Below are 20,028 nucleotides of genomic sequence, written 5' to 3'. Positions count from 1 at the left end.
GTGAGCTGGCTGTCAGGAAAAGCCGCTATTGTGTACATTGTACCCGTACCGTAAACCGACACAGGTGGATGAGGAGAGAATCCTAAGGCCGACGGAAGAAGCATTGTTAAGGAACTCGGCAAAATGGCCCCGTAACTTCGGGATAAGGGGTGCCTACGAAGGTAGGCCGCAGAGAATTGGCCCAAGCAACTGTTTAGCAAAAACACAGGTCTATGCGAAACCGTAAGGTGATGTATATGGGCTGACGCCTGCCCGGTGCTGGAAGGTTAAGGGGAGAGGTTAGACATGAGTCGAAGCCTTGAACTTAAGCCCCAGTAAACGGCGGCCGTAACTATAACGGTCCTAAGGTAGCGAAATTCCTTGTCGGGTAAGTTCCGACCCGCACGAAAGGCGTAATGATTTGGGCACTGTCTCGACAATGCATCCGGTGAAATTGAAGTACCAGTGAAGATGCTGGTTACCTGCGCCAGGACGGAAAGACCCCATGGAGCTTTACTCTAGCTTGATACTGGGATTCGATATTGCATGTACAGGATAGGTGGGAGACTAGGAGACATGAACGCCAGTTTGTGTGGAGTCGCCCTTGGGATACCACCCTTGCAGTATTGGGTTTCTAACATGCAGCCGTGATCCGGCTGGTGGACAATGTCAGGTGGGGAGTTTGACTGGGGCGGTCGCCTCCGAAAGGGTATCGGAGGCGCTCAAAGGTTCCCTCAGAATGGTCGGAAACCATTCGAAGAGTGCAAAGGCAGAAGGGAGCTTGACTGTGACACCGACGGGTGGAGCAGGTACGAAAGTAGGACTTAGTGATCCGGTGGTATAAAGTGGGATTGCCATCGCTCAACGGATAAAAGCTACCCTGGGGATAACAGGCTTATCACTCCCAAGAGTTCACATCGACGGAGTGGTTTGGCACCTCGATGTCGGCTCATCGCATCCTGGGGCTGTAGTAGGTCCCAAGGGTTGGGCTGTTCGCCCATTAAAGCGGTACGCGAGCTGGGTTCAGAACGTCGTGAGACAGTTCGGTCCCTATCCGGCGTGGGCGTAGGATATTTGAGAGGAGCTGTCCTTAGTACGAGAGGACCGGGATGGACTGACCTCTGGTGTACCTGTTGCACTACCAAGTGCATGGCAGGGTAGCCAAGTCGGGAAGGGATAAACGCTGAAGGCATCTAAGCGTGAAGCCCCCCTCAAGATGAGATATCCCATTCGCAAGAATTAAGACCCCTTGAAGACGACGAGGTTGATAGGTCAGAGGTGGAAGTGTGGTAACACATGGAGCTGACTGATACTAATAGGTCGAGGGCTTATCCATGAAGGAAGGAAAGAGGAGTTATCTCCCCGGATGAAGGATTTCAGTGTGTGGTTTTGAGTGTATAATCAAAAAAGTACTTGTAATTTAGTACTGAGTATGTTATAATACTCTTGATGGCCCGGTGGCTCAGCTGGTTAGAGCGCCGCCCTGTCACGGCGGAGGTCGTGGGTTCGAACCCCATCCGGGTCGCTATCAGTATAATATATAATTTATACAGAGGAGGTCGAAAGCATATCAAGCTAGCTTTCTCAACCTCTTTATTTTTTTCTTGGGATCTTAGCTCAGCTGGGAGAGCATCTGCCTTACAAGCAGGGGGTCACAGGTTCGAGCCCTGTAGGTCCCATTTATACTTCTTACAGTATAAATGATAAAAATGAATACGCCGATGTGGCTCAATTGGCAGAGCAGCTGATTTGTAATCAGCAGGTTAACGGTTCGAGTCCGTTCATCGGCTTTAATGGGCAGATTCCCGAGTGGCCAAAGGGGACAGACTGTAAATCTGCTGGCACTGCCTTCGAAGGTTCGAATCCTTCTCTGCCCATTACTTTTTAATTAAATATCGCGGGGTGGAGCAGTCTGGAAGCTCGCCGGGCTCATAACCCGGAGGTCATAGGTTCAAATCCTATTCCCGCAACTCAATGCCCAGTTAGCTCAGTTGGTAGAGCAGAGGACTGAAAATCCTCGTGTCTCTGGTTCGATTCCGGAACTGGGCATTATTTTTATTTACTAATGGATTTTCCATTAGTTTTTTTTTGCCATAAATAATTGCTTACTAATATAAAAAATAGTAATATAAATATATGTATATCACCCAGTGAGTGGAGGAATAAATAGAATTAACTACAAAACAAATTTATAGCACTAGCACACATAGAAATAATTAAAAGTAAAATAATTAAAACAAGATTACAAGAGGATAAATTAAATGAAAGAGCATCAGGCAAGAGAAATAATATTCGAAGAAAAGGTTAAAAAATTATTACAGGACAGCAATTATATTAATATTGTAGAGCAGAATATACCGGGGAGAAGTAGTTCCCATGGTATTAATTCTTATGGAAAGTTAAATCTTCCAACAGCTTTTATATTTCCTTTAAGAATAATATTTCAGTATAAGTATTATGCAAAAAATAAGGTTGAGTTAATGCATGTACGCGATTTTGGAGGAATTATTGCAGATATTTCTGAAACTAACTACGCAATACAGGGAGAGATGGGAAATATATGCGATAGATATAATTACACCGGTTGTTATTTCAGCGCTACTGCTTTTTCAAGAGAGGCGCAGGAGTATGCCTGGGCGCACAATATTTTTATGGTATCTTTGGAGAGAATAGGAGTGATGCAGCCTATTTTGAAAAAGATAGATTCTTTTGTGTCAGGTTTAAGCGAGAATATAATTAATAACATAACAAAGCAGGAATTGTTGGAGGGTTACGAGCGTGAGATAGACGAGGAGAATATAATTCCTGAAGGTGCAATAGGAATTATTAATAATGTTTATCCTGTAATGATTTTAGGAAAGAATGGGTGGACTAAACCGGTAATAGAGGAAGCTACCAAATCTGAGATAAATAGAGCTTATATTGACAGTGTATATAGAAGTGAAAATCAGTTTGAAGCTAATTTTGAACTTAATTTTATGGAATGCACCGCAGAGTTTTCTGTTCCAATTACTGTTGTTGAGAAGCTTATGAATAGAGAAGATAATGAAACAAAAAATAATGTAATATTTAATATAGATATTCCTTTTATAAGTGATAAGGGAATTAAAAAATTTGTTTCACTTGAGGTATTTCTTGAAGGATTTAATAGAGGAGACTATACAAATAAGCAGATTTCATTTTTTAACTTTGGCGAATAGTTAGTGGGAGTATGTAATGGAAAGTAATAGTTATAAAAATTATAACAATAATAGTAGAAATAATTATAAAGATAATAGTAGAAATAATTATAAAGATAATAATGAAGACTACAATTGTCAGAAGAAGAGTTTTTACAATGAATTAATTGAATATAGTAAAAATGGAAGATATCCATTACATATGCCGGGGCATAAAAGAAATGAAAGGCTTTTTGATGGAATTGATCCATATAAAGTGGATATTACGGAAATAGATGGATTTGATAATTTACACAATCCTAAAGGGATAATATTGGATGCAATGAAAAATGCATCCGATTTTTTTGAGACGGACAGAACTTGGTTTTTGGTAAATGGAAGTTCATGTGGAATTTTAGCTGCTATTAGTGCAGTTACTAATATAGGAGATAAAATTATCATAGGAAGAAATTGTCACAAGGCAGTTTATAATTGTGCCAAGTTACGTAATTTAGACGTGGAATATGTATATCCGTCTTATATAGCTAAGTACGGAATAAATGGTGGTTATAATAAAGGCGAAATAGAAAATATTTTGAAAAAAAATAGAGATGTAAAGGCGGTTGTTCTTACATCCCCTACTTATGATGGAATCGTATCTGATATAGAGGAAATTGCAAGAGTAGTCCATAAATATAATACAGTCTTAATTGTGGATGAAGCCCACGGAGCCCATTTTGGAATAAGTGAGAAACTTCCGGTTCCGGCTTATAAGTTGGGAGCTGATTTAGTTATCGAAAGCACACATAAGACTTTGCCGGCAATGACACAGACAGCTTTGTTTCATTTAAAGGGCGATAGAATTGATGCAGGAAAAGTGCAGGAAATGTTGTCTATATATGAAACAAGTAGTCCTTCATATGTGCTAATGTGTAGCATTGACAAGTGTATTAGGGAAATTCAGAAAAAAGGTCAACAAAGATATGATGAATTGTTGAATGTTATTAACAAAATCAGAAAAAATGTTAATAAGTGTAAGTATATTTCAATACCATGTGAAGAATTAAAAAATCAAAATAATGTTTTTGATGTAGATGTAACGAAGCTTATTATTAATGTAAATAATAGTGGAATAACAGGTAAGCAGTTAGGGGATATTCTCAGATACAAGTATAATATTGAAGTTGAAATGGATTCACTAAAGTATGTGCTTGGGATAACTACTATATGCGATGATTATAAAGAACTTGAAAGATTGGCAGAGGCTTTAAAGGAAATAGATAAGTCCTTGGAAGAAAAGCAGAATGAAAATATTTCTGTAGAGTTACTGAAAAATAAAAGAATGTATTCAATATACGAAACAGATTTGAAAGAAAAAAATACAGTTAATCTGTTTGATTCAAAGGATTGCATTTCAGGTGAATTTGTTTTTCTTTATCCGCCGGGAATCCCATTGGTTGTTCCTGGTGAAGTGATTACAGAAGAATTATTGGAACAGATTAAAGTGTATTTGGAAGCAAATATGAATATTAGCGGTTTAAAAGATAATTCAAATAAAACTATTGAAGTTGTAAAATAAATTGGAGGAATAATGTCAAAGATATTTTTTGTGTTAGGAAAAAGCTGCAGCGGAAAAGATACTATTTTCCAAAGCTTAAAAGAAAATAAACAATTAAATTTAAAAACTGTTGTAGGTTATACAACAAGACCTATGAGGGTTAATGAAAAAAATGGGGTGGAATATTTTTTTGTTGACCAAAATAAGCTTGAAGAATTGAAAAAGGCTAAAAAGGTTATTGAGTGCAGAGATTATAATACTGTGTATGGAATATGGAGTTATTTTACAGTTGATGACGGCCAGATAGATTTAAATAACGGAGATTATTTGTATATTGGTACTTTGGAATCATATGAGCAGATGATTGATTTTTATGGTGAAGATGTTGTGGTGCCGTTATATATACAGGTTGAAACAGGTGAAAGATTGGCAAGGGCTGTTAACAGGGAAAGAAATCAAAGTGAGCCAAAGTACAAGGAGTTATGCAGAAGATTTCTGGCTGATGAGGAAGATTTCTCAGAAGAAAAAATAGAGAAAGCCGGTATAAAGAAAAGGTTTGAGAACAATAACTTAAATCAGTGTATAAAAGAAATAGAGCAGGAAATAGTAAAAAAAATAAAGTAAGAATAAAATAAATAAGTATTATATTATTTTTAAGGTTATGTTTTATCTGGAAATGGCTAAAGCATAGCCTTTTTTATTTATTTATGTTATTATAAATTAGTATGACCATAGATTAATTTTTAGGAGTGAAGATGGAATCAGAAAGAATTCTGGGACAAAATCATATATTAAGACATTTTGAAAATGCTATTAGAATGGGAAAAATTTCTCACGCCTACATTATAAATGGGGAAGAAGGATCGGGTAAGATGAATCTTGCAATTCATTTTGCCAAGGCTTTGCAGTGTGAGAGAAACAATTCTAATAAAGCCATTAATGAAGATGGTGAAAGAATTACCGTTCCGGGAACAGCATGCGGACAGTGCAAGTCATGTAAGCAGACGGATTCAAAAAACCAGCCGGATATTAAGTATATTACCTACGAAAAATCAGGTATTGGTGTTGATGAAATAAGAGAGCAGATAAATGATGATATTGACATTAAGCCATATAGCAGTCCATATAAGATATATATTGTTCCGGAAAGTGAAAAGATGACAGTGCAGGCACAGAATGCATTGTTAAAAACAATTGAAGAACCACCTGAATATGCCATTATAATCTTGTTAACTACAAATGCGGATACTTTTCTTCAAACTATTTTATCGCGTTGTGTTATGTTAAATATCAGACCTGTAAAGGAAGATATAATAAAGAATCAATTAACATCACAGTATGGTGTAGGGGATTATGAAGCAAGAGTTGCAGCAACATTTTCTAATGGAAATCCGGGCAAGGCGATTAAACTTGCAACATCTGAAGAATTTAAAGAATTAAAACAGTATGTTGTTGGAATGTTTATGTCTTTGGAAAAAGGCGGAATGGATATTATTGGGGAGGCAATTAAGAAAACAGGAACTTTTAAAAAGCAGATTGATGAATACTTTAGCTTAATGCGAATTTGGTTTAGGGATATACTTGTCTATAAGGCAACTAAGGAAGAAGACCAGATTATTTTTCAGGATGAGTATATGACAATAGAAAAAATGAGTCAGACATATTCATTTGATGATATTAATGACATTCTTAAGGCAATAGATCTGGCAGAAAGCAGAATTAAGTCAAATGTTAATTTTGATTCCACTATAGAAATATTATTACTTTCCATTAAGGAAAAAACTTCAGGAAAATAAACATAGATTGGATAACAGTTAGAACAAGGAGACAGAAATGATTAAAGTTATAGGCGTTAGATTTAGACAGGCAGGAAAAATATACAATTTTAGCCCCGCAGATTTTCAGGTAAAGGTAGGAGACCATGTTATAGTTGAAACTGCAAGGGGAATTGAATATGGTTCAGTTGTTCAGGGAATAAGAGAAGTAGCGGATGATAAGGTTATTATGCCATTAAAGTCCGTTATACGTATTGCAACTGAAGAGGATGATAAAAAAGCAATTGAAAATAATGAGAAAGAAAAGAAAGCATTTAAAATCTGCAAAGAAAAAATTGCAAAACATGGTTTGGAAATGAAACTTATTGAAACAGAATATACTTTTGATAATAATAAAGTTTTATTTTATTTTACGGCAGATGGACGAATTGACTTTAGAGAACTTGTAAAGGATTTGGCTTCAGTATTTAAGACAAGAATTGAACTTAGACAGGTTGGCGTTAGAGATGAAACAAAAATGCTTGGAGGAATAGGCATTTGTGGCAGACCACTTTGCTGTAATACTTATTTGTCAGAATTTATTCCTGTGTCAATTAAGATGGCAAAGGAACAGAGTCTTTCACTTAATCCAACAAAGATTTCAGGTATTTGTGGAAGATTAATGTGTTGTCTTAAGAATGAGCAGGAAGCATACGAGGAATTAAATTCTAATTTACCTGACATTGGAGAAAAAGTTAAGACTTTTGATGGCTTTAAGGGTGAAGTTGTAAGCGTAAATGTTCTTAGACAGAAGGTTAAAATAGTAGTTGAAGTTGATGACGAAAGAGAAATTAAAGAATATGCCATTGACGAGTTAAAGTTTAAGCCAAAGAAGAAGAAGTTTAATCTTGCTTCAGAGGAATTAAAGGCATTAAAGGGACTTGAAGATAAGGAAGAGTCCAAATTAGATTAATTGTAAAGGCAGAGATTATAATTGGAAGTAAAGTTGCAATCAGGTGAACAAATTGTAGATTTGGAGAGAAATGGATATAAAATAATTCAGAACAGAGAGAGATTCTGTTTTGGAATGGATGCCGTTCTGTTAACAGGTTTTGCTAAGGTAGGAAAAGGTGAAAGAGCTTTAGATCTTGGAACAGGTACTGGAATTATTCCAATATTACTTGAAGCAAAAACAGAAGGACAGGACTTTGAAGCATTGGAAATTCAGCCTGAAAGTGCTGAAATGGCAAGAAGAAGCGTTATGCTTAACAACCTTCAGGACAGAATTAAAATAGTTGACGGAGATATAAAAGAAGCTTCTAAGATTTTTGGGGCAGCAAGTTTTAATGTTGTAACAACTAATCCACCATATATGACTGAAAATCATGGTGTAAAAAATCCCGATGAGCCTAAGGCAATTGCAAGGCATGAAATTAAATGCAATCTTGAAGATGTAATAAGAGAGTCAGCTAAGTTACTAAAGCCTAAGGGAAGATTTTATATGGTTCACAGACCTAGAAGGTTGGCTGAAATTATTAGTCTTATGAAGGAATATAGAATTGAGCCTAAAAGACTTAGAATGATACATCCTTTTGCGGACAGAGATGCAAACATGCTTCTAATAGAAGGGGTAAGAGGCGGAAAGTCAATGATGGTAGTGGAACCGCCACTTATTGTGTACGATGAACCGGGAGTTTATACTAAGGAAATACACAGAATATATGGATTTTAGCATTTTGCAGAATAGAGGTAGAAATGGCAGGAAAATTATATTTATGCGCCACACCAATAGGAAATCTTGAAGATATTACATATAGAGTTGTAAGAACTTTAAATGAAGTAGATTTGATTGGGGCAGAAGATACAAGAAACAGCATAAAATTGCTTAATCATTTTGATATAAAAACACCAATGACAAGCTATCATGAGTTTAACAAATATGATAAGGCAAAACAGTTGGTAGAAATGATGAAGGAAGGCAAAAACATTGCCATTATAACTGATGCGGGAACGCCGGGAATATCTGATCCGGGGGAAGAAGTTGTGAGACAGTGCTTTGAAGCAGGCATACAGGTAACATCATTGCCAGGCCCTGCGGCATGTATTACAGCGCTTACAATGTCAGGTCAGAAAACAAGAAGATTTTGTTTTGAAGCTTTTTTACCAAAAGATAAAAAAGAAAAAGTAGCAGTTCTTGAAGAATTAAAAAATGAAACAAGAACAATTATAATATATGAGGCACCTCACAGGCTGGCAAGAACCTTAAAAGAATTAAGGGAAACACTTGGAAACAGACAACTTACATTATGTAGAGAGTTAACCAAGAAATATGAGGAAGCTGACAAAACAACAATAGACCAGGCAATAGAGAAATACAATGAAAAAGAACCTAGAGGAGAGTATGTTCTTGTGATAGAGGGAAAATCTCAGGAAGAAATACAGGAAGAAAACAAACAAAAATGGGAATCAATGACAATAGAAGAACATATGGAATACTATATAAGTCAGGGGAACGACAAAAAGTCAGCCATGAAACTTGTTGCAAAAGACAGAGGAGTTTCCAAAAGAGACATATATAACCAATTAATAAAGTAGAAGTAAGAAGCGCATCACTTGATGTGCTTCTTTGTTGTATAACAGGAAATAGTGGTCTGAAAACACGTTGATTTTCTTATTTTGCTCCGCCGTTTATCGTAAGTCCAAAAATCAAAACTCGCCTACGGCTCAGACAGTTGATTTTTGGCTTACACTATGCTCGCAAAATTTCAAAAATCTGCCTATTGTTTTCAGTCCCACTATTTCCTAGTATACAATATAAAAAAGAAAGCACACCAGATGATGCGCTTCCTTCTTCATTATTGGCTTTTGTAAAAAAGCCTCTGAATCCAATTGTTTAAGTTTTTATTATTTATATAAATTTTCTATTGAATAACTGTCCTTTTGTAATACAGGTTGAACCTATAGGCTCTTTAGCAAGTGTAGTCGCTAAGAGCTGCAGCGATTGCATCTCCCTGGTACTGTGAATGAATGTTAAGCTGTAAAGGCTTAGAAAGGTCAAGTGCAAAAATACCCATTATTGATTTTGCATCAATAGCGAAACGGCCTGAAACTAAGTCAAAATCATTCTCAAACTTGTTTAAATCCTTTACGAAGGACTTTACTTTTTCAATTGAATTCAAGTTAACTGTTACTGTTTTCATAATAAATACCTCCTAAAACAGAAATGTGATTACTTGAATGGGATTTGTTTAATCCTTCATTCGGCTTACATATTATATCCTGTTTGGAAATTAGTCAAGAGAAAAATACGTTAAATATTTAACAAAGTTTAAGAGGTTTTTTTACAAAAAACTAGTTAATTATATGGGAATAATAGACGAAAAAGTTAAAATGTATGAATAATAACGTTATAAATAACTGATAAAAAATATCAAAACTGTAAATATTTCATATAAAAATGACTAAAAGTAATAGGACAAAATAATAAAGAATAATATATAAAAATAATAAATAAGAGTAGAAAAATGTTAAATTATATATGGTTTTTTATGATTGTCATAGGTGTAATTTATGGTTTTATAACTGGAAATATAGAAAAAGTAGGAAGCGGGGCAATTGGATCTGCAACGGAAGCTGTAAAATTATGTATTACTATGGTGGGTATAATGAGTATGTGGATGGGCTTTATGGAAGTTGCAAGAACATCCGGCTTAATTAGAAAAGCGGAAAAGGGATTAGATCCGGTTGTAAGTTGGCTTTTTCCCAATATTCCAAAGAATCATCCCGCACTGGCAAGTATAACAACAAATATTATTGCAAATATATTAGGCCTGGGCTGGGCAGCAACTCCGGCAGGTTTGAAAGCAATGGAAGAATTGTCAGCAAAGCCTGTGGAACAAAAGGGTGGTAATTTGCCGGCCTATGTGGCAACAGATGAAATGTGTACTTTTTTGGTTGTAAATATTTCGTCTCTACAGTTAATTCCGGTTAATATTATTGCGTATCGAAGCCAGTATGGAAGTGCCAATCCTGCAGCAATTGTTGGACCGGCAATTATTGCCACAACAATAAGCACATTGGTGGGTGTGATATGGTGCAAGATTAAGTGTAAAGGAAGAATAAGGAATAATTAATATAATATTTGAAATTATCATATGTAAAGGGTATACTAAAAATCAAGTTGAATAAATTTTGATAGAACATATGGAGAAATTAATGGACGGAAAAAGTAATGTAGGAATTAAAAAGGCAGAAAAAGTACTTTGTATGGTTTTGGCAATGTTAATGGCAATTGTAATAACCATAAATGTTTCAGCAGGAGAAAGCATAAGCAAAGCTAAGATAGATGAATATCTGTATACAATTGCGTACAGTCAGCAGGAACAGGTTAAGGAGCCGATATATGGCTCAATAGATGGAGAGTGGAATATTATAGGTCTTGCCAGATATGGAGCAGTTACAAAAGATTATATTTCTAAATACAAAGAAAATCTTTTAAAAGAAGTAAAGGCAAAAGATGGTGTTTTGTCCACAAGAAAATATACGGAATATTCAAGAGTTGTTATTGCGTTGGCTTCAATAGACGAAAATCCAACAAATTTTGGTGGGTATAATTTGTTAAAGCCATTGGCTGAGTTTGACAATGTAAACAAGCAGGGAATTAACGGCTCAATATATGCTTTAATTGCCATTCACAGCAGTAATTACAAAATTCCAAAGCCTGACAAAAATTATACAGGGGAAGTTACTACAGTAAAGAAATTAATAGAGTATATCATTAAAAATCAAAACAGTGACGGTGGTTGGAGCATGGCAGACAAGTCTGAGTGCGACATTACAGCCATGGCAGTGCAGGCGTTGTCTTTTTATTATACAGGCAGTGATAAAAGTGTAAAAAAATCAGTTGATAAGGCATTAAAGTTTTTAAGCAGGCAACAAAACAATGATGGAGGATATTCAGCAGAAGGCATTAGCAACTGCGAAAGCACAGCCCAGGTTTTGATGGCAATATCAGCTCTTAACATTAATATAGAAGATTCGCGTTTTGTAAAGAATGGAAATACAGTACTTAACGGGCTTTTAGATTATTATAGTAATGGAAAGTTTTCACATACTAAAAACGGTGGTTACAATCATATGGCAACTGAACAGGGTTTTTGTGCTTTGACAGCATATTATAGAAGTTTGACTATAATGAATGGATTTTATGATATGGCAGACGGAATTTCATATCAAAAAGTATCCAAAAAAGTTCTTGAAAAAAAGAAGACTGCCGCTTCCAAAACTAAAACAATTAAAACCGTAAAGAAAACAACAAAAAAGAGTACCAAAAAAAATACCTCAAAAAGCACTGTAAGTGATAAGGATAAAGAAGAAACTACTTCAGTAAAAAATAATAAAAAAAGCAGCAGTTCAAATAAAAAGTCTAACAAGAACACAAAAACTAAATCAACAAAAAACAGTAAATCAAAAACAAACAAAAAAGTAAAAAAATCAAATAAAAAAGTAAAAAAATCAAATAAAAAAGAAGAATCAGAAACAACAGTTAAAAATTCAAAAAATAATACAAGTGATGATGCAAAAGTCGGAGAAAAAGAAGCTAAGATTAATGATATAAATGGAAAGAAGAATCAATCTAACAGAACCAAGATAGTAATAGGCGTTATTGCAGCAGTTGTTATGGTTATTGCAATTATTGTTTATATAATAGGAAAAAGGAAAGCAGAAAATGAAAAATAAAATTACCGGAAAATTATTAGTTTTAATTATAAGCATATGTATTTTGCTATGTGGTTGTGGAAACAGTAAGGATGATACAACAGGCAAAAAAAGTGCGGGAAAGTGTACCATATCTGTAGATTGTTCGACTATATGGGACAATGAGGATATGCTTGATAAGTCCATAAAGGATTATGTGCCAAAGGATGGTGTAATTTTAAAAGAGAGAACTGTGTCCTATTATGACGGAGAAACAGTTTATGATGTTTTAAAGAGAGAATTAAAAAAAGACAATATTTTAATGGAGGCATCATTTGCGGGCGATAGCGTGTATGTAGAAGGCATAAATAATATTTATGAATTTTCATGTGGTGAGCAGTCAGGATGGATGTATGAGGTAAACGGAGTTTATCCGGGAAAAAGCTGTAGCAAGTATGATGTTGAAGATGGCGATATAATTAAGTGGAATTATACATGCAAATTAGGAAAGGATTTGGAAGGTGAATGATGAATTTTCAAGATTTCATCCTTTAGTCAATATAGTATTTTATATTTGTGTACTGGGTATAACAATGTTTCAAATGCAGATTGGATTAATAATTATTTCCTTTATTGTAGCGTTGATATACTACATTTTTTTAAAAAAAGAATGGAATCTAAAATTTTTTTGTGGGGTAATGGTGGTATTTTTGACTTCTGCAGTTATAAACCCTCTATTTTCTCATAGAGGAAGCACTCTTTTGTTCTATTTATTTACGGGAAATCCGGTTACATTAGAGTCAATAGTATATGGGTTTGCAACAGCAGGAATAATATGTGCAATGATTATGTGGTTTGGGAGCTTTAACATAATCATAACAACAGATAAAATATTGGCAGTTCTTGGGAAGACAATGCCTGTAATAGCAACTTTGTTGACTATGATTTTAAGGTTTATTCCTAAGATGACAGAGCATGGAAAAGATACTTTGGAAGCCAATCAGGCATTAAATGGAGTTAAAAGGCAGGATAAAGGCAAAACAATAAAAGCAAAAATAAAAAATCTTAAAGACAAGTTTAAGGAAGAAGCAAAGATTTTTTCAATTATAACAACATGGTCTTTGGAAAACTCAGTGGATACGGCAGATTCAATGAGGGCAAGAGGATACGGAACAGGAAAAAGGACAAGCTACAACAATTATAGGTTTACGGTAAGAGATGGAATTATTTTATTGTGGAGCATAGTGCTGACGATAGCAACAATTGTGGCATTGCATAATGAAATAATAATAACTTATTATTATCCGACAATAAGGATTAAGAATGATGTAATGGCATATGTAATTTTTGGACTATTATGTTTAACACCTGTTTTGATAAATATTTGGGAGACATTAAGATGGAACAGATTAAAATCAAAGATTTAACTTTTTTTTATAATAAGCAGGAAAAACCGGCAATAGAAAATCTCTCTTTTAATATAGAAAAGGGAGATTTTGTTGTGCTGTGCGGAAAATCAGGCTGCGGAAAAAGTACTCTTTTAAGATGTTTAAAACCTATAATTAAGCCTTATGGGAAAACTTTAGGTGACATTATTTTTGAAAATGAGAAATTGGAAAAATTAAGTGAAAGACAACAGGCTGAGAAAATAGGCTTCGTTATGCAAAATCCCGAACATCAGATAGTAACGGACAAAGTTTGGCATGAATTGGCTTTTGGTTTGGAGAGCCTTGGGTATTCCACAGACGAAATACAGTTAAGAGTAACGGAAATGGCTGAATATTTTGGAATAACGGATTTGTATTATAATTCGGTAAATCAGCTTTCAGGAGGTCAGAAACAGTTACTTAATCTGGCAGCAACTATGGTAATGGGACCGGAAATATTGATTTTGGACGAACCTACGGCACAGCTTGATCCTATTGCAGCAGAGAACTTTTTAGGAACATTAAAAAAGATAAATGATGAACTTGGAATAACTGTAATTTTGTCAGAACACAGGCTTGACAATGTTTTGGCTTACGGAAATAAAGTTATTGTAATGGATAGTGGAAAGATACAATATTGCGGAGAGCCATATAGAATATTGGAACATAATATAGATGAAGATGTGCTAAAGCTTATGCCTATGGCAACAAGAATTTATTATGAGTCAGGAATGGAAGGAGCAGATGAAAAGACGCCAATATCCATTTCAGACGGAAGAAGATGGCTTGAAAGATTGGTTAAAAACGGAAGCAAAAATGTTGAAGATATAGAAAAAGGTTTAGATAAAGAAATAAATGAAAATATCAAAAGAAATATAAGTGAAGATATAAATAAGAAAGTAATAGTTAAAAATGATTATGCAATTAAGTGCAAAAATGTTTGGTTCAGATATGAAAAAGCCAGTCCTGATATTATAAAGGGATTAAATTTTGAAATAAAAAAAGGTGAAATTTTTGCTATTCTTGGCGGAAATGGAACAGGAAAAACTACAACTATGGGCATAATAAGCGGAATTAGAAAAGCTTATAGAGGAAAGATTAAAATTAACGGAACAGTGTCAGCTTTGCCACAGAATGTGCAGACTTTGTTTAAAGAAGAAACTGTGGAAGATGAACTAATTGGGGTTAGCAGCAACTTAATCGAAAAAATGGAATTAATCAATGTGCTTAAACAGCATCCATATGATATAAGTGGAGGGCAACAGCAGAAAGTTGCTTTGGCAAAGGTTTTGGCAAAAAATCCTGATATTCTGTTACTGGATGAGCCTACAAAGGCAATTGACGGAATATATAAGGAAAGCCTTGGCAGGTTAATGATGGATTTGAAAAATCGGGGCAAGACAATTGTTATGGTAAGTCATGATTTGGATTTTTGTGGACAATATGCTGACAGATGTGGATTGTTTGCCCAGGGAAACCTTATTGGTGTTAATAACGTTAGAAAATTTTTTACAAAAAACAAATTTTATACCACATCGGTTAATAAAATGGCAGGAAGAAGTATAGAAAATGCAGTCAACAAGGAGGATGTAGTATGCTTTTTAAAGGCAGAGAATATTATTTAGCGGCAATTCTTATTATTGTAATTTCCATATTTCTTTTTATGTGGTCTTTTGAGAAAAGAAAACCTAAAACAAGAGAAGTTGTTGTGTTGGCGGTAATGACTAGTATTGCAACATTGGGCAGAGTAATATTTTTTATGTTGCCTCAGTTTAAACCATGCGTGGCAATAATAATTATTACGGGAATTATGTTGGGAAAACAAGCAGGTTTTTTATGTGGTGCTTTAACGGCTTTTGTGTCAGATTTTTTCTTCGGTCAGGGACCATGGACGCCATGGCAAATGTTCGCCTTCGGAATTATCGGATTCATTTCTGCAATAGTTTTTCAAAAAAGAAAGTACTTAGCCTACAACAAAGTGGTACTTTGCGTATATGGATTTATAATGACTTTTGTTGTGTATGGGCTAATACTTGATACGGCAACAGTTTTTATGTACACGGATAGGCCTAAAATTAGCAGTTTTATGTCAACCTATGCCATGGGAATACCTTTTAATATAGTACATGGAATTGCAACAGTTGTTTTTCTTCTGCTTCTTGCAAAACCACTCTTTAATAAGCTTAGCAGAATGAAAGAGAAATATGGTATGTATAATAAAAAAGACAACTTAAATTAGTAAAGTTAAATAAGTGTTAAAAATAAAAAAATAAGTTGAATTTGGTCGGGTATGGTGCTATTATGAATCAGGTTTGAAAAAATATTTTTATAATAAAAGAAAGAGTCTGACAGTTAAAAGTCAGACTGTCGGTGTGTGTTGTACCGACATAGTTTAAGGAGGAAAAAACAATGGAAGAGTACGGATATTTGTGGCAATTAGCACTTATTCTAATGAGTACTAAATTTCTAGGCTTACTTACTAAAAGATACAAAATGCCACAGGTAGTAGGTGCCTTACTTGCAGGACTTTTACTTGGACCTGCAGTATTAGGAAATTTGTTATCAGGTGTAGTTATTGGAGGACATCATTTAGAAAATTTGGCTTTACACCAGACAGATTTTATTGAACATTTGTCTGAAATTGGTGTTATCGTTCTTATGTTTTGTGCCGGTCTTGAAACAGACATTAACGAACTTAAAAAATGTGGAAAAGCATCATTTATTATTGCAGTGTTAGGTGTTATTGCACCACTTATAGGTGGTGGAGCATTTACATATTGGTTCTTAGAAGAAGGTTGGATTGAGGCAAGCCCTGATAGTTCATTATTTATTCAGGCAGTGTTTGTAGGTGTAGTTTTAACTGCAACATCAGTTAGTATCACAGTTGAGACATTGCAGGAAATGGGAAAACTGAAAACAGCATCAGGAAATGCCATTCTTGGAGCAGCCATTATTGATGATATTTTAGGTATTATCGTTCTTACAATTGTAACAAGTCTTGGTGGTGGAAAGGCTACAGCAGGTGATTCAGCACCATTATGGTTAGTATTATTAAAGATAGCATTGTTCTTTGTATTTGTTGCTATTTTTGGATATATTGTTTATAAGTTCTTCAAATGGTGGAGACAGAGAGACGGAAAAGGAATGCACAGACACGCAATTATGGCATTTGTTATTTGTTTATTAATGTCATTTGCAGCAGAGTATTTCTTTGGTGTAGCAGATATTACAGGTGCATTCTTCGCAGGTGTAATTATTTCAATGACACAGGAAGACCAATTTATTGCATCTAAGTTTGATGTAATTGGTTATATGTTCTTAAGCCCTATTTTCTTTGCAAGCATTGGTCTTAAGGTGGACGGTGATGCAGTTATGTCTATGGGATGGACAGTTGCAGTATTTGCAGTATTGTTAACTGTTATTGCTGTTGTAACAAAGATTATCGGTTGTGGACTTGGTGCAAAGGTTTGTGGTTATAAGAATTATCAATGTATAAGAATTGGTGTAGGTATGATTTCAAGAGGTGAAGTTGCCTTAATCGTTGCAAACAAGGGTATTGAAGCCGGACTTATGAGTTCAGCAGTTGTTGCACCGGTTATTATTGTTGTTATTGTTACAACAATTGTAACGCCTATCGTATTGAAACCTGTATTTATGAGTGGAAATAAGACAGCATCTGATGTTCCTACAACAAGTAAGTTAGTAGAAAATTACGAGCAGAGAGAAAAAATCGGAAAAACAAATAGATAATTAATATGAGATAATAGGAATCTCCATGTCGAAATGATGTGGGGATTCTTTTTGGTTTAGGATAAGTAATAGGTATCTTTTTTATATCATAAAATAGAGTAATAAATATTAAAGAGGTTGCTATGTCGATAATAGTAACAGTATCTTCAATGATTATTCCTGCAATAATGCTGTTTATTGTGGGTTATGGCATGATAAAAAAGAAAAATGTTTATGATGATTTCGTAAATGGTGCAAAGGACGGTTTTACAACGGTAATAAAAGTTATGCCAACGCTAATAGGACTTATGGTGGCAGTGGGAGTTTTGAGAGAATCAGGTTTTATGACGGATTTAGGCAATGTGCTTGGAAAGTTTACTGATCCCATAGGATTTCCGGGGCAGTTAATGCCGGTAACCATAGTAAAAATATTCTCATCCTCAGCGGCAACCGGAATGGTTCTTGATATATTTAAGGAGTATGGACCTGATTCGTACATAGGAAACGTAGTATCTTTAATGATGAGTAGTACTGAAACTGTATTTTATACTATGTCAGTATATTTTATGGCGGCAAAAGTGACGAAAACAAGATGGACTTTATCAGGAGCATTAATTTCAACGTTAACAGGTACAGTTGCAAGTGTAATATTAGCAGGATTGTTGTAGTAAAAGAAAACCCCGAAATCAGACATAACTTTGATTTCGGGATTTTTGTAAAATAAAAAATTTATTAAACATTATTAAAAAATGGATTACGCGGATTGTGAACTGTTTCCAACTCTTACAATGTTATCCTTATCAGTAAAAGGTGTATATCCATTTTTCAACGGTTTTAAAGTCTGCAGGTCCGATTGTTAGAAAACTTTTATGAAAATCTTTTAAATTAAAGTCAGTTCCAAGTTGTTTTTGAACTTTTTCTTTTAACGCTGTTATTTCAAGGTAGCCTACGTAATATTGCAAATAGTTTGCAGGTTCATTGATTACAGTCTGATAAATATTTTTGCAAATATCATCTCCGGTAATATTATAATTTTTCAAAAAATCTTTTGTTTCCTTAAAAGACCAGCCTTCATAATTAATGCCAATATCGCAAAGAGAGTAAAGTGCCAGGGAATAGGAGGCACTACAACTTAGGGCTTTGGCCAGTCTTTGGTCGGAATATTCGTAGGAATAGGACAGAAATTCAACATACGTAGCCCAACCTTCCGTATAACCACCATAGCTTAAAATGTGTCTGACGGGAAGGGGATTGGTTTGGAGAAAAAAAGCCGATTGGTACATATGTCCCGGAATCCCCTCATGGGCAAGGGTGGTGTAAATATCCTGTTTGCTGAAAGCATCACTTTCATTAATATAAATAACATTATTGTTTGTATCATCAATTGCAGGAGTCAGAAAAAAAGCAGGGCTTAAATAATCCTGAAGATTTTCGTCTACGTATTTAACAGTGTAATTAATGTTTCCAATATTAGGAAAATCATCAGTGTATTTGGAATTAAGTTCTTTTAAAATAGCTTGGGGACTTTTGGAATTATGTTCTTCGCTGTAAAACATATTTTCAAGTTCAGGATTAACGGTAAGTATGGAATACATAGTTCGCATATCCTTCATTAACCGTGACTGAATATCTGATTTTAATTCAAGAACAGATTTGCTACTTCCGGTATAATTTTTTACAAGAAATTCATAATAGCTTTTGCCGTTTTTTAAATGACAGATGCCCTTGTTATTTTTGCAATAACCACTTTTCTGCAAGTCTTTAAGAGAGGATATAATTTTGTTATATCCCGGAAAAACACTTGAATTAATCAGGTCTAAATTTTTATTTATATAATTATTTTTTTCACTGTCGGAAAGAAATTTACATTTTGAAATTTTGCTGACAAATGAAGTATGGAAAAGATTGTCCTTAGGTTTGTTTTCTGCTAGAAATGAAGTACATTGTTTAATAACAAGATTACAGGTTTCAGAACCTAAAAAGCTGTTGTTCTTTGCTTTTAATATTTGAAATTCACATATTTGGTTAAAAAAATCATTTATTTGTGAGACAAGAGTAAGATAATTATCAATATCTTTTTTGTCAGCAAAGGTGTACTCGGCAAAGAGAATTGGAAGCTGTGCCTGAATGCCTGTGGTGGGACTTAGAACCGGATTGCAAAGGCAAAGATCTCCGTAATCAAGTTGATTCCTAAAATAATCCAATAAAACATCATAGGTAAGCTGTTCTTTTTGGGACAGTTTTTTATAGTTAAAATCCTTTAAGAGGTTAATTTGATTAATGTAGTATTGCTGGCTTTTTACCATGGAATCATAAGAAAAGTCCCCTAAGGTAACAGGAGAATTCCGAATGTTTTTATCCGGCGTTTTTATATAAAAATGCATACTTAACGAATCAGAAAGAAGTTGTTCATCAAAAAGATTTTGGGCATAGGTTTGAAAATCATTGTTAGCGTTGCCAGAGTGTTTTTGATCTAAATTAGAATAATTATTATTTTTTAAATAATAGGAAAATAAAAGAATACAGGTAAGTGTTAAAAGAGCAACTGTGTATCTTAAATACTTTTTCTTTAAGAAAAAAGAAGCGTTTGACTGATTTTTTAAGTTCATAAGCTGTAATCCGGAAAATATTACTTTATACTAGAATATTATTTTTGATGTAAATGTATGATATTTAAAAAAAATATGGTACAATTAAAAGGAATGTACGAAAAAATAAGTACAGTA

At 34.5% G+C, this 20,028-nt stretch carries 17 protein-coding genes, 6 tRNA genes and 1 rRNA gene (1 of these 24 only partly in view); 22 read left to right on the top strand and 2 right to left on the bottom strand.

Annotated features, from left to right (window positions below; genetic code table 11):
* From NQ558_RS02180 to rsmI, 14 genes are all read left to right on the top strand, one after another.
* Positions 1–1,315, top strand: a 23S ribosomal RNA gene (locus NQ558_RS02180) (it extends 1,576 nt beyond the left edge of the window).
* 115 nt (positions 1,316–1,430) lie between these two features.
* A tRNA-Asp gene (locus NQ558_RS02175) sits at positions 1,431–1,504 on the top strand.
* 81 nt (positions 1,505–1,585) lie between these two features.
* Positions 1,586–1,658: transfer RNA gene (locus tag NQ558_RS02170), tRNA-Val, on the top strand.
* Between the two features lie 38 nt (positions 1,659–1,696).
* Positions 1,697–1,769: transfer RNA gene (locus tag NQ558_RS02165), tRNA-Thr, on the top strand.
* Positions 1,770–1,774: 5 nt separating this feature from the next.
* A tRNA-Tyr gene (locus NQ558_RS02160) sits at positions 1,775–1,856 on the top strand.
* A 19-nt stretch (positions 1,857–1,875) separates the two neighbouring features.
* Positions 1,876–1,949, top strand: a tRNA-Met gene (locus NQ558_RS02155).
* A 6-nt stretch (positions 1,950–1,955) separates the two neighbouring features.
* Positions 1,956–2,028: transfer RNA gene (locus NQ558_RS02150), tRNA-Phe, on the top strand.
* A 212-nt stretch (positions 2,029–2,240) separates the two neighbouring features.
* Entirely contained in the window at positions 2,241–3,179 is a 939-nt protein-coding gene (locus tag NQ558_RS02145; RefSeq protein WP_005361940.1) for a hypothetical protein, read from the top strand.
* Between the two features lie 16 nt (positions 3,180–3,195).
* Positions 3,196–4,716 (top strand): aminotransferase class I/II-fold pyridoxal phosphate-dependent enzyme, encoded by a 1,521-nt coding sequence (locus NQ558_RS02140; RefSeq protein WP_050750970.1) that lies wholly within the window; start codon positions 3,196–3,198, stop codon positions 4,714–4,716.
* Positions 4,717–4,728: 12 nt separating this feature from the next.
* Complete coding sequence (locus NQ558_RS02135; RefSeq protein ID WP_005361938.1) at positions 4,729–5,319, top strand: nucleoside/nucleotide kinase family protein; 591 nt, start codon at positions 4,729–4,731, stop codon at positions 5,317–5,319.
* A 131-nt stretch (positions 5,320–5,450) separates the two neighbouring features.
* The gene (locus NQ558_RS02130) at positions 5,451–6,491 is read left to right on the top strand and encodes a DNA polymerase III subunit (protein WP_005361937.1); all 1,041 of its coding nucleotides are present in this window, start codon (positions 5,451–5,453) and stop codon (positions 6,489–6,491) included.
* A gap of 37 nt (positions 6,492–6,528) precedes the next feature.
* On the top strand, positions 6,529–7,422 hold the full coding sequence (locus tag NQ558_RS02125) for a PSP1 domain-containing protein (protein WP_005361934.1): 894 nt from the start codon (positions 6,529–6,531) through the stop codon (positions 7,420–7,422).
* Between the two features lie 21 nt (positions 7,423–7,443).
* The gene (locus NQ558_RS02120) at positions 7,444–8,181 is read left to right on the top strand and encodes a tRNA1(Val) (adenine(37)-N6)-methyltransferase (protein WP_040446875.1); all 738 of its coding nucleotides are present in this window, start codon (positions 7,444–7,446) and stop codon (positions 8,179–8,181) included.
* A 23-nt stretch (positions 8,182–8,204) separates the two neighbouring features.
* Complete coding sequence (rsmI, locus tag NQ558_RS02115) at positions 8,205–9,044, top strand: 16S rRNA (cytidine(1402)-2'-O)-methyltransferase (RefSeq protein WP_005361930.1); 840 nt, start codon at positions 8,205–8,207, stop codon at positions 9,042–9,044.
* A 374-nt stretch (positions 9,045–9,418) separates the two neighbouring features.
* Here rsmI and NQ558_RS02110 read toward each other — a convergent pair whose 3' ends face one another.
* The gene (locus NQ558_RS02110) at positions 9,419–9,649 is read right to left on the bottom strand and encodes an HPr family phosphocarrier protein (protein ID WP_005361928.1); all 231 of its coding nucleotides are present in this window, start codon (positions 9,647–9,649) and stop codon (positions 9,419–9,421) included.
* Positions 9,650–9,973: 324 nt separating this feature from the next.
* Here NQ558_RS02110 and NQ558_RS02105 point away from each other — a divergent pair, with 324 nt between their 5' ends.
* From NQ558_RS02105 to NQ558_RS02070, 8 genes are all read left to right on the top strand, one after another.
* Positions 9,974–10,582: a nucleoside recognition domain-containing protein gene (locus NQ558_RS02105; RefSeq protein ID WP_005361926.1), complete on the top strand. Its 609-nt coding sequence runs from the start codon at positions 9,974–9,976 to the stop codon at positions 10,580–10,582.
* A gap of 70 nt (positions 10,583–10,652) precedes the next feature.
* Entirely contained in the window at positions 10,653–12,188 is a 1,536-nt protein-coding gene (locus NQ558_RS02100) for a prenyltransferase/squalene oxidase repeat-containing protein (RefSeq protein WP_005361924.1), read from the top strand.
* Positions 12,178–12,675, top strand: a complete 498-nt coding sequence (locus tag NQ558_RS02095; protein WP_005361922.1) for a DUF4430 domain-containing protein — start codon at positions 12,178–12,180, stop codon at positions 12,673–12,675. Before NQ558_RS02100 ends, NQ558_RS02095 begins: the two co-directional genes overlap by 11 nt.
* Positions 12,676–12,907: 232 nt before the next feature.
* Positions 12,908–13,573, top strand: a complete 666-nt coding sequence (locus tag NQ558_RS02090; RefSeq protein WP_050750969.1) for an energy-coupling factor transporter transmembrane component T — start codon at positions 12,908–12,910, stop codon at positions 13,571–13,573.
* Positions 13,546–15,198: an ABC transporter ATP-binding protein gene (locus NQ558_RS02085; protein ID WP_005361918.1), complete on the top strand. Its 1,653-nt coding sequence runs from the start codon at positions 13,546–13,548 to the stop codon at positions 15,196–15,198. Before NQ558_RS02090 ends, NQ558_RS02085 begins: the two co-directional genes overlap by 28 nt.
* Positions 15,168–15,812 carry an ECF transporter S component gene (locus NQ558_RS02080; RefSeq protein WP_005361916.1) on the top strand — a complete coding sequence of 215 codons (645 nt, stop codon included), beginning with the start codon at positions 15,168–15,170 and terminating at the stop codon, positions 15,810–15,812. The genes NQ558_RS02085 and NQ558_RS02080 overlap by 31 nt, the downstream gene beginning before the upstream one ends.
* Positions 15,813–15,982: 170 nt before the next feature.
* Positions 15,983–17,323 (top strand): cation:proton antiporter, encoded by a 1,341-nt coding sequence (locus tag NQ558_RS02075; RefSeq protein ID WP_005361915.1) that lies wholly within the window; start codon positions 15,983–15,985, stop codon positions 17,321–17,323.
* Between the two features lie 122 nt (positions 17,324–17,445).
* On the top strand, positions 17,446–17,970 hold the full coding sequence (locus tag NQ558_RS02070; RefSeq protein WP_040446867.1) for a spore maturation protein: 525 nt from the start codon (positions 17,446–17,448) through the stop codon (positions 17,968–17,970).
* A 132-nt stretch (positions 17,971–18,102) separates the two neighbouring features.
* Here NQ558_RS02070 and NQ558_RS02065 read toward each other — a convergent pair whose 3' ends face one another.
* Positions 18,103–19,911: a DUF885 domain-containing protein gene (locus tag NQ558_RS02065; protein ID WP_005361911.1), complete on the bottom strand. Its 1,809-nt coding sequence runs from the start codon at positions 19,909–19,911 to the stop codon at positions 18,103–18,105.
* Between the last annotated feature and the right edge of the window lie 117 nt (positions 19,912–20,028).

The organism is Eubacterium ventriosum (assembly GCF_025150745.1).
Lineage (GTDB): Bacteria > Bacillota > Clostridia > Lachnospirales > Lachnospiraceae > Eubacterium_G > Eubacterium_G ventriosum.
Note: the sequence above shows the minus strand (reverse complement) of the source record. Positions and strands in the feature narration are given on the sequence as shown.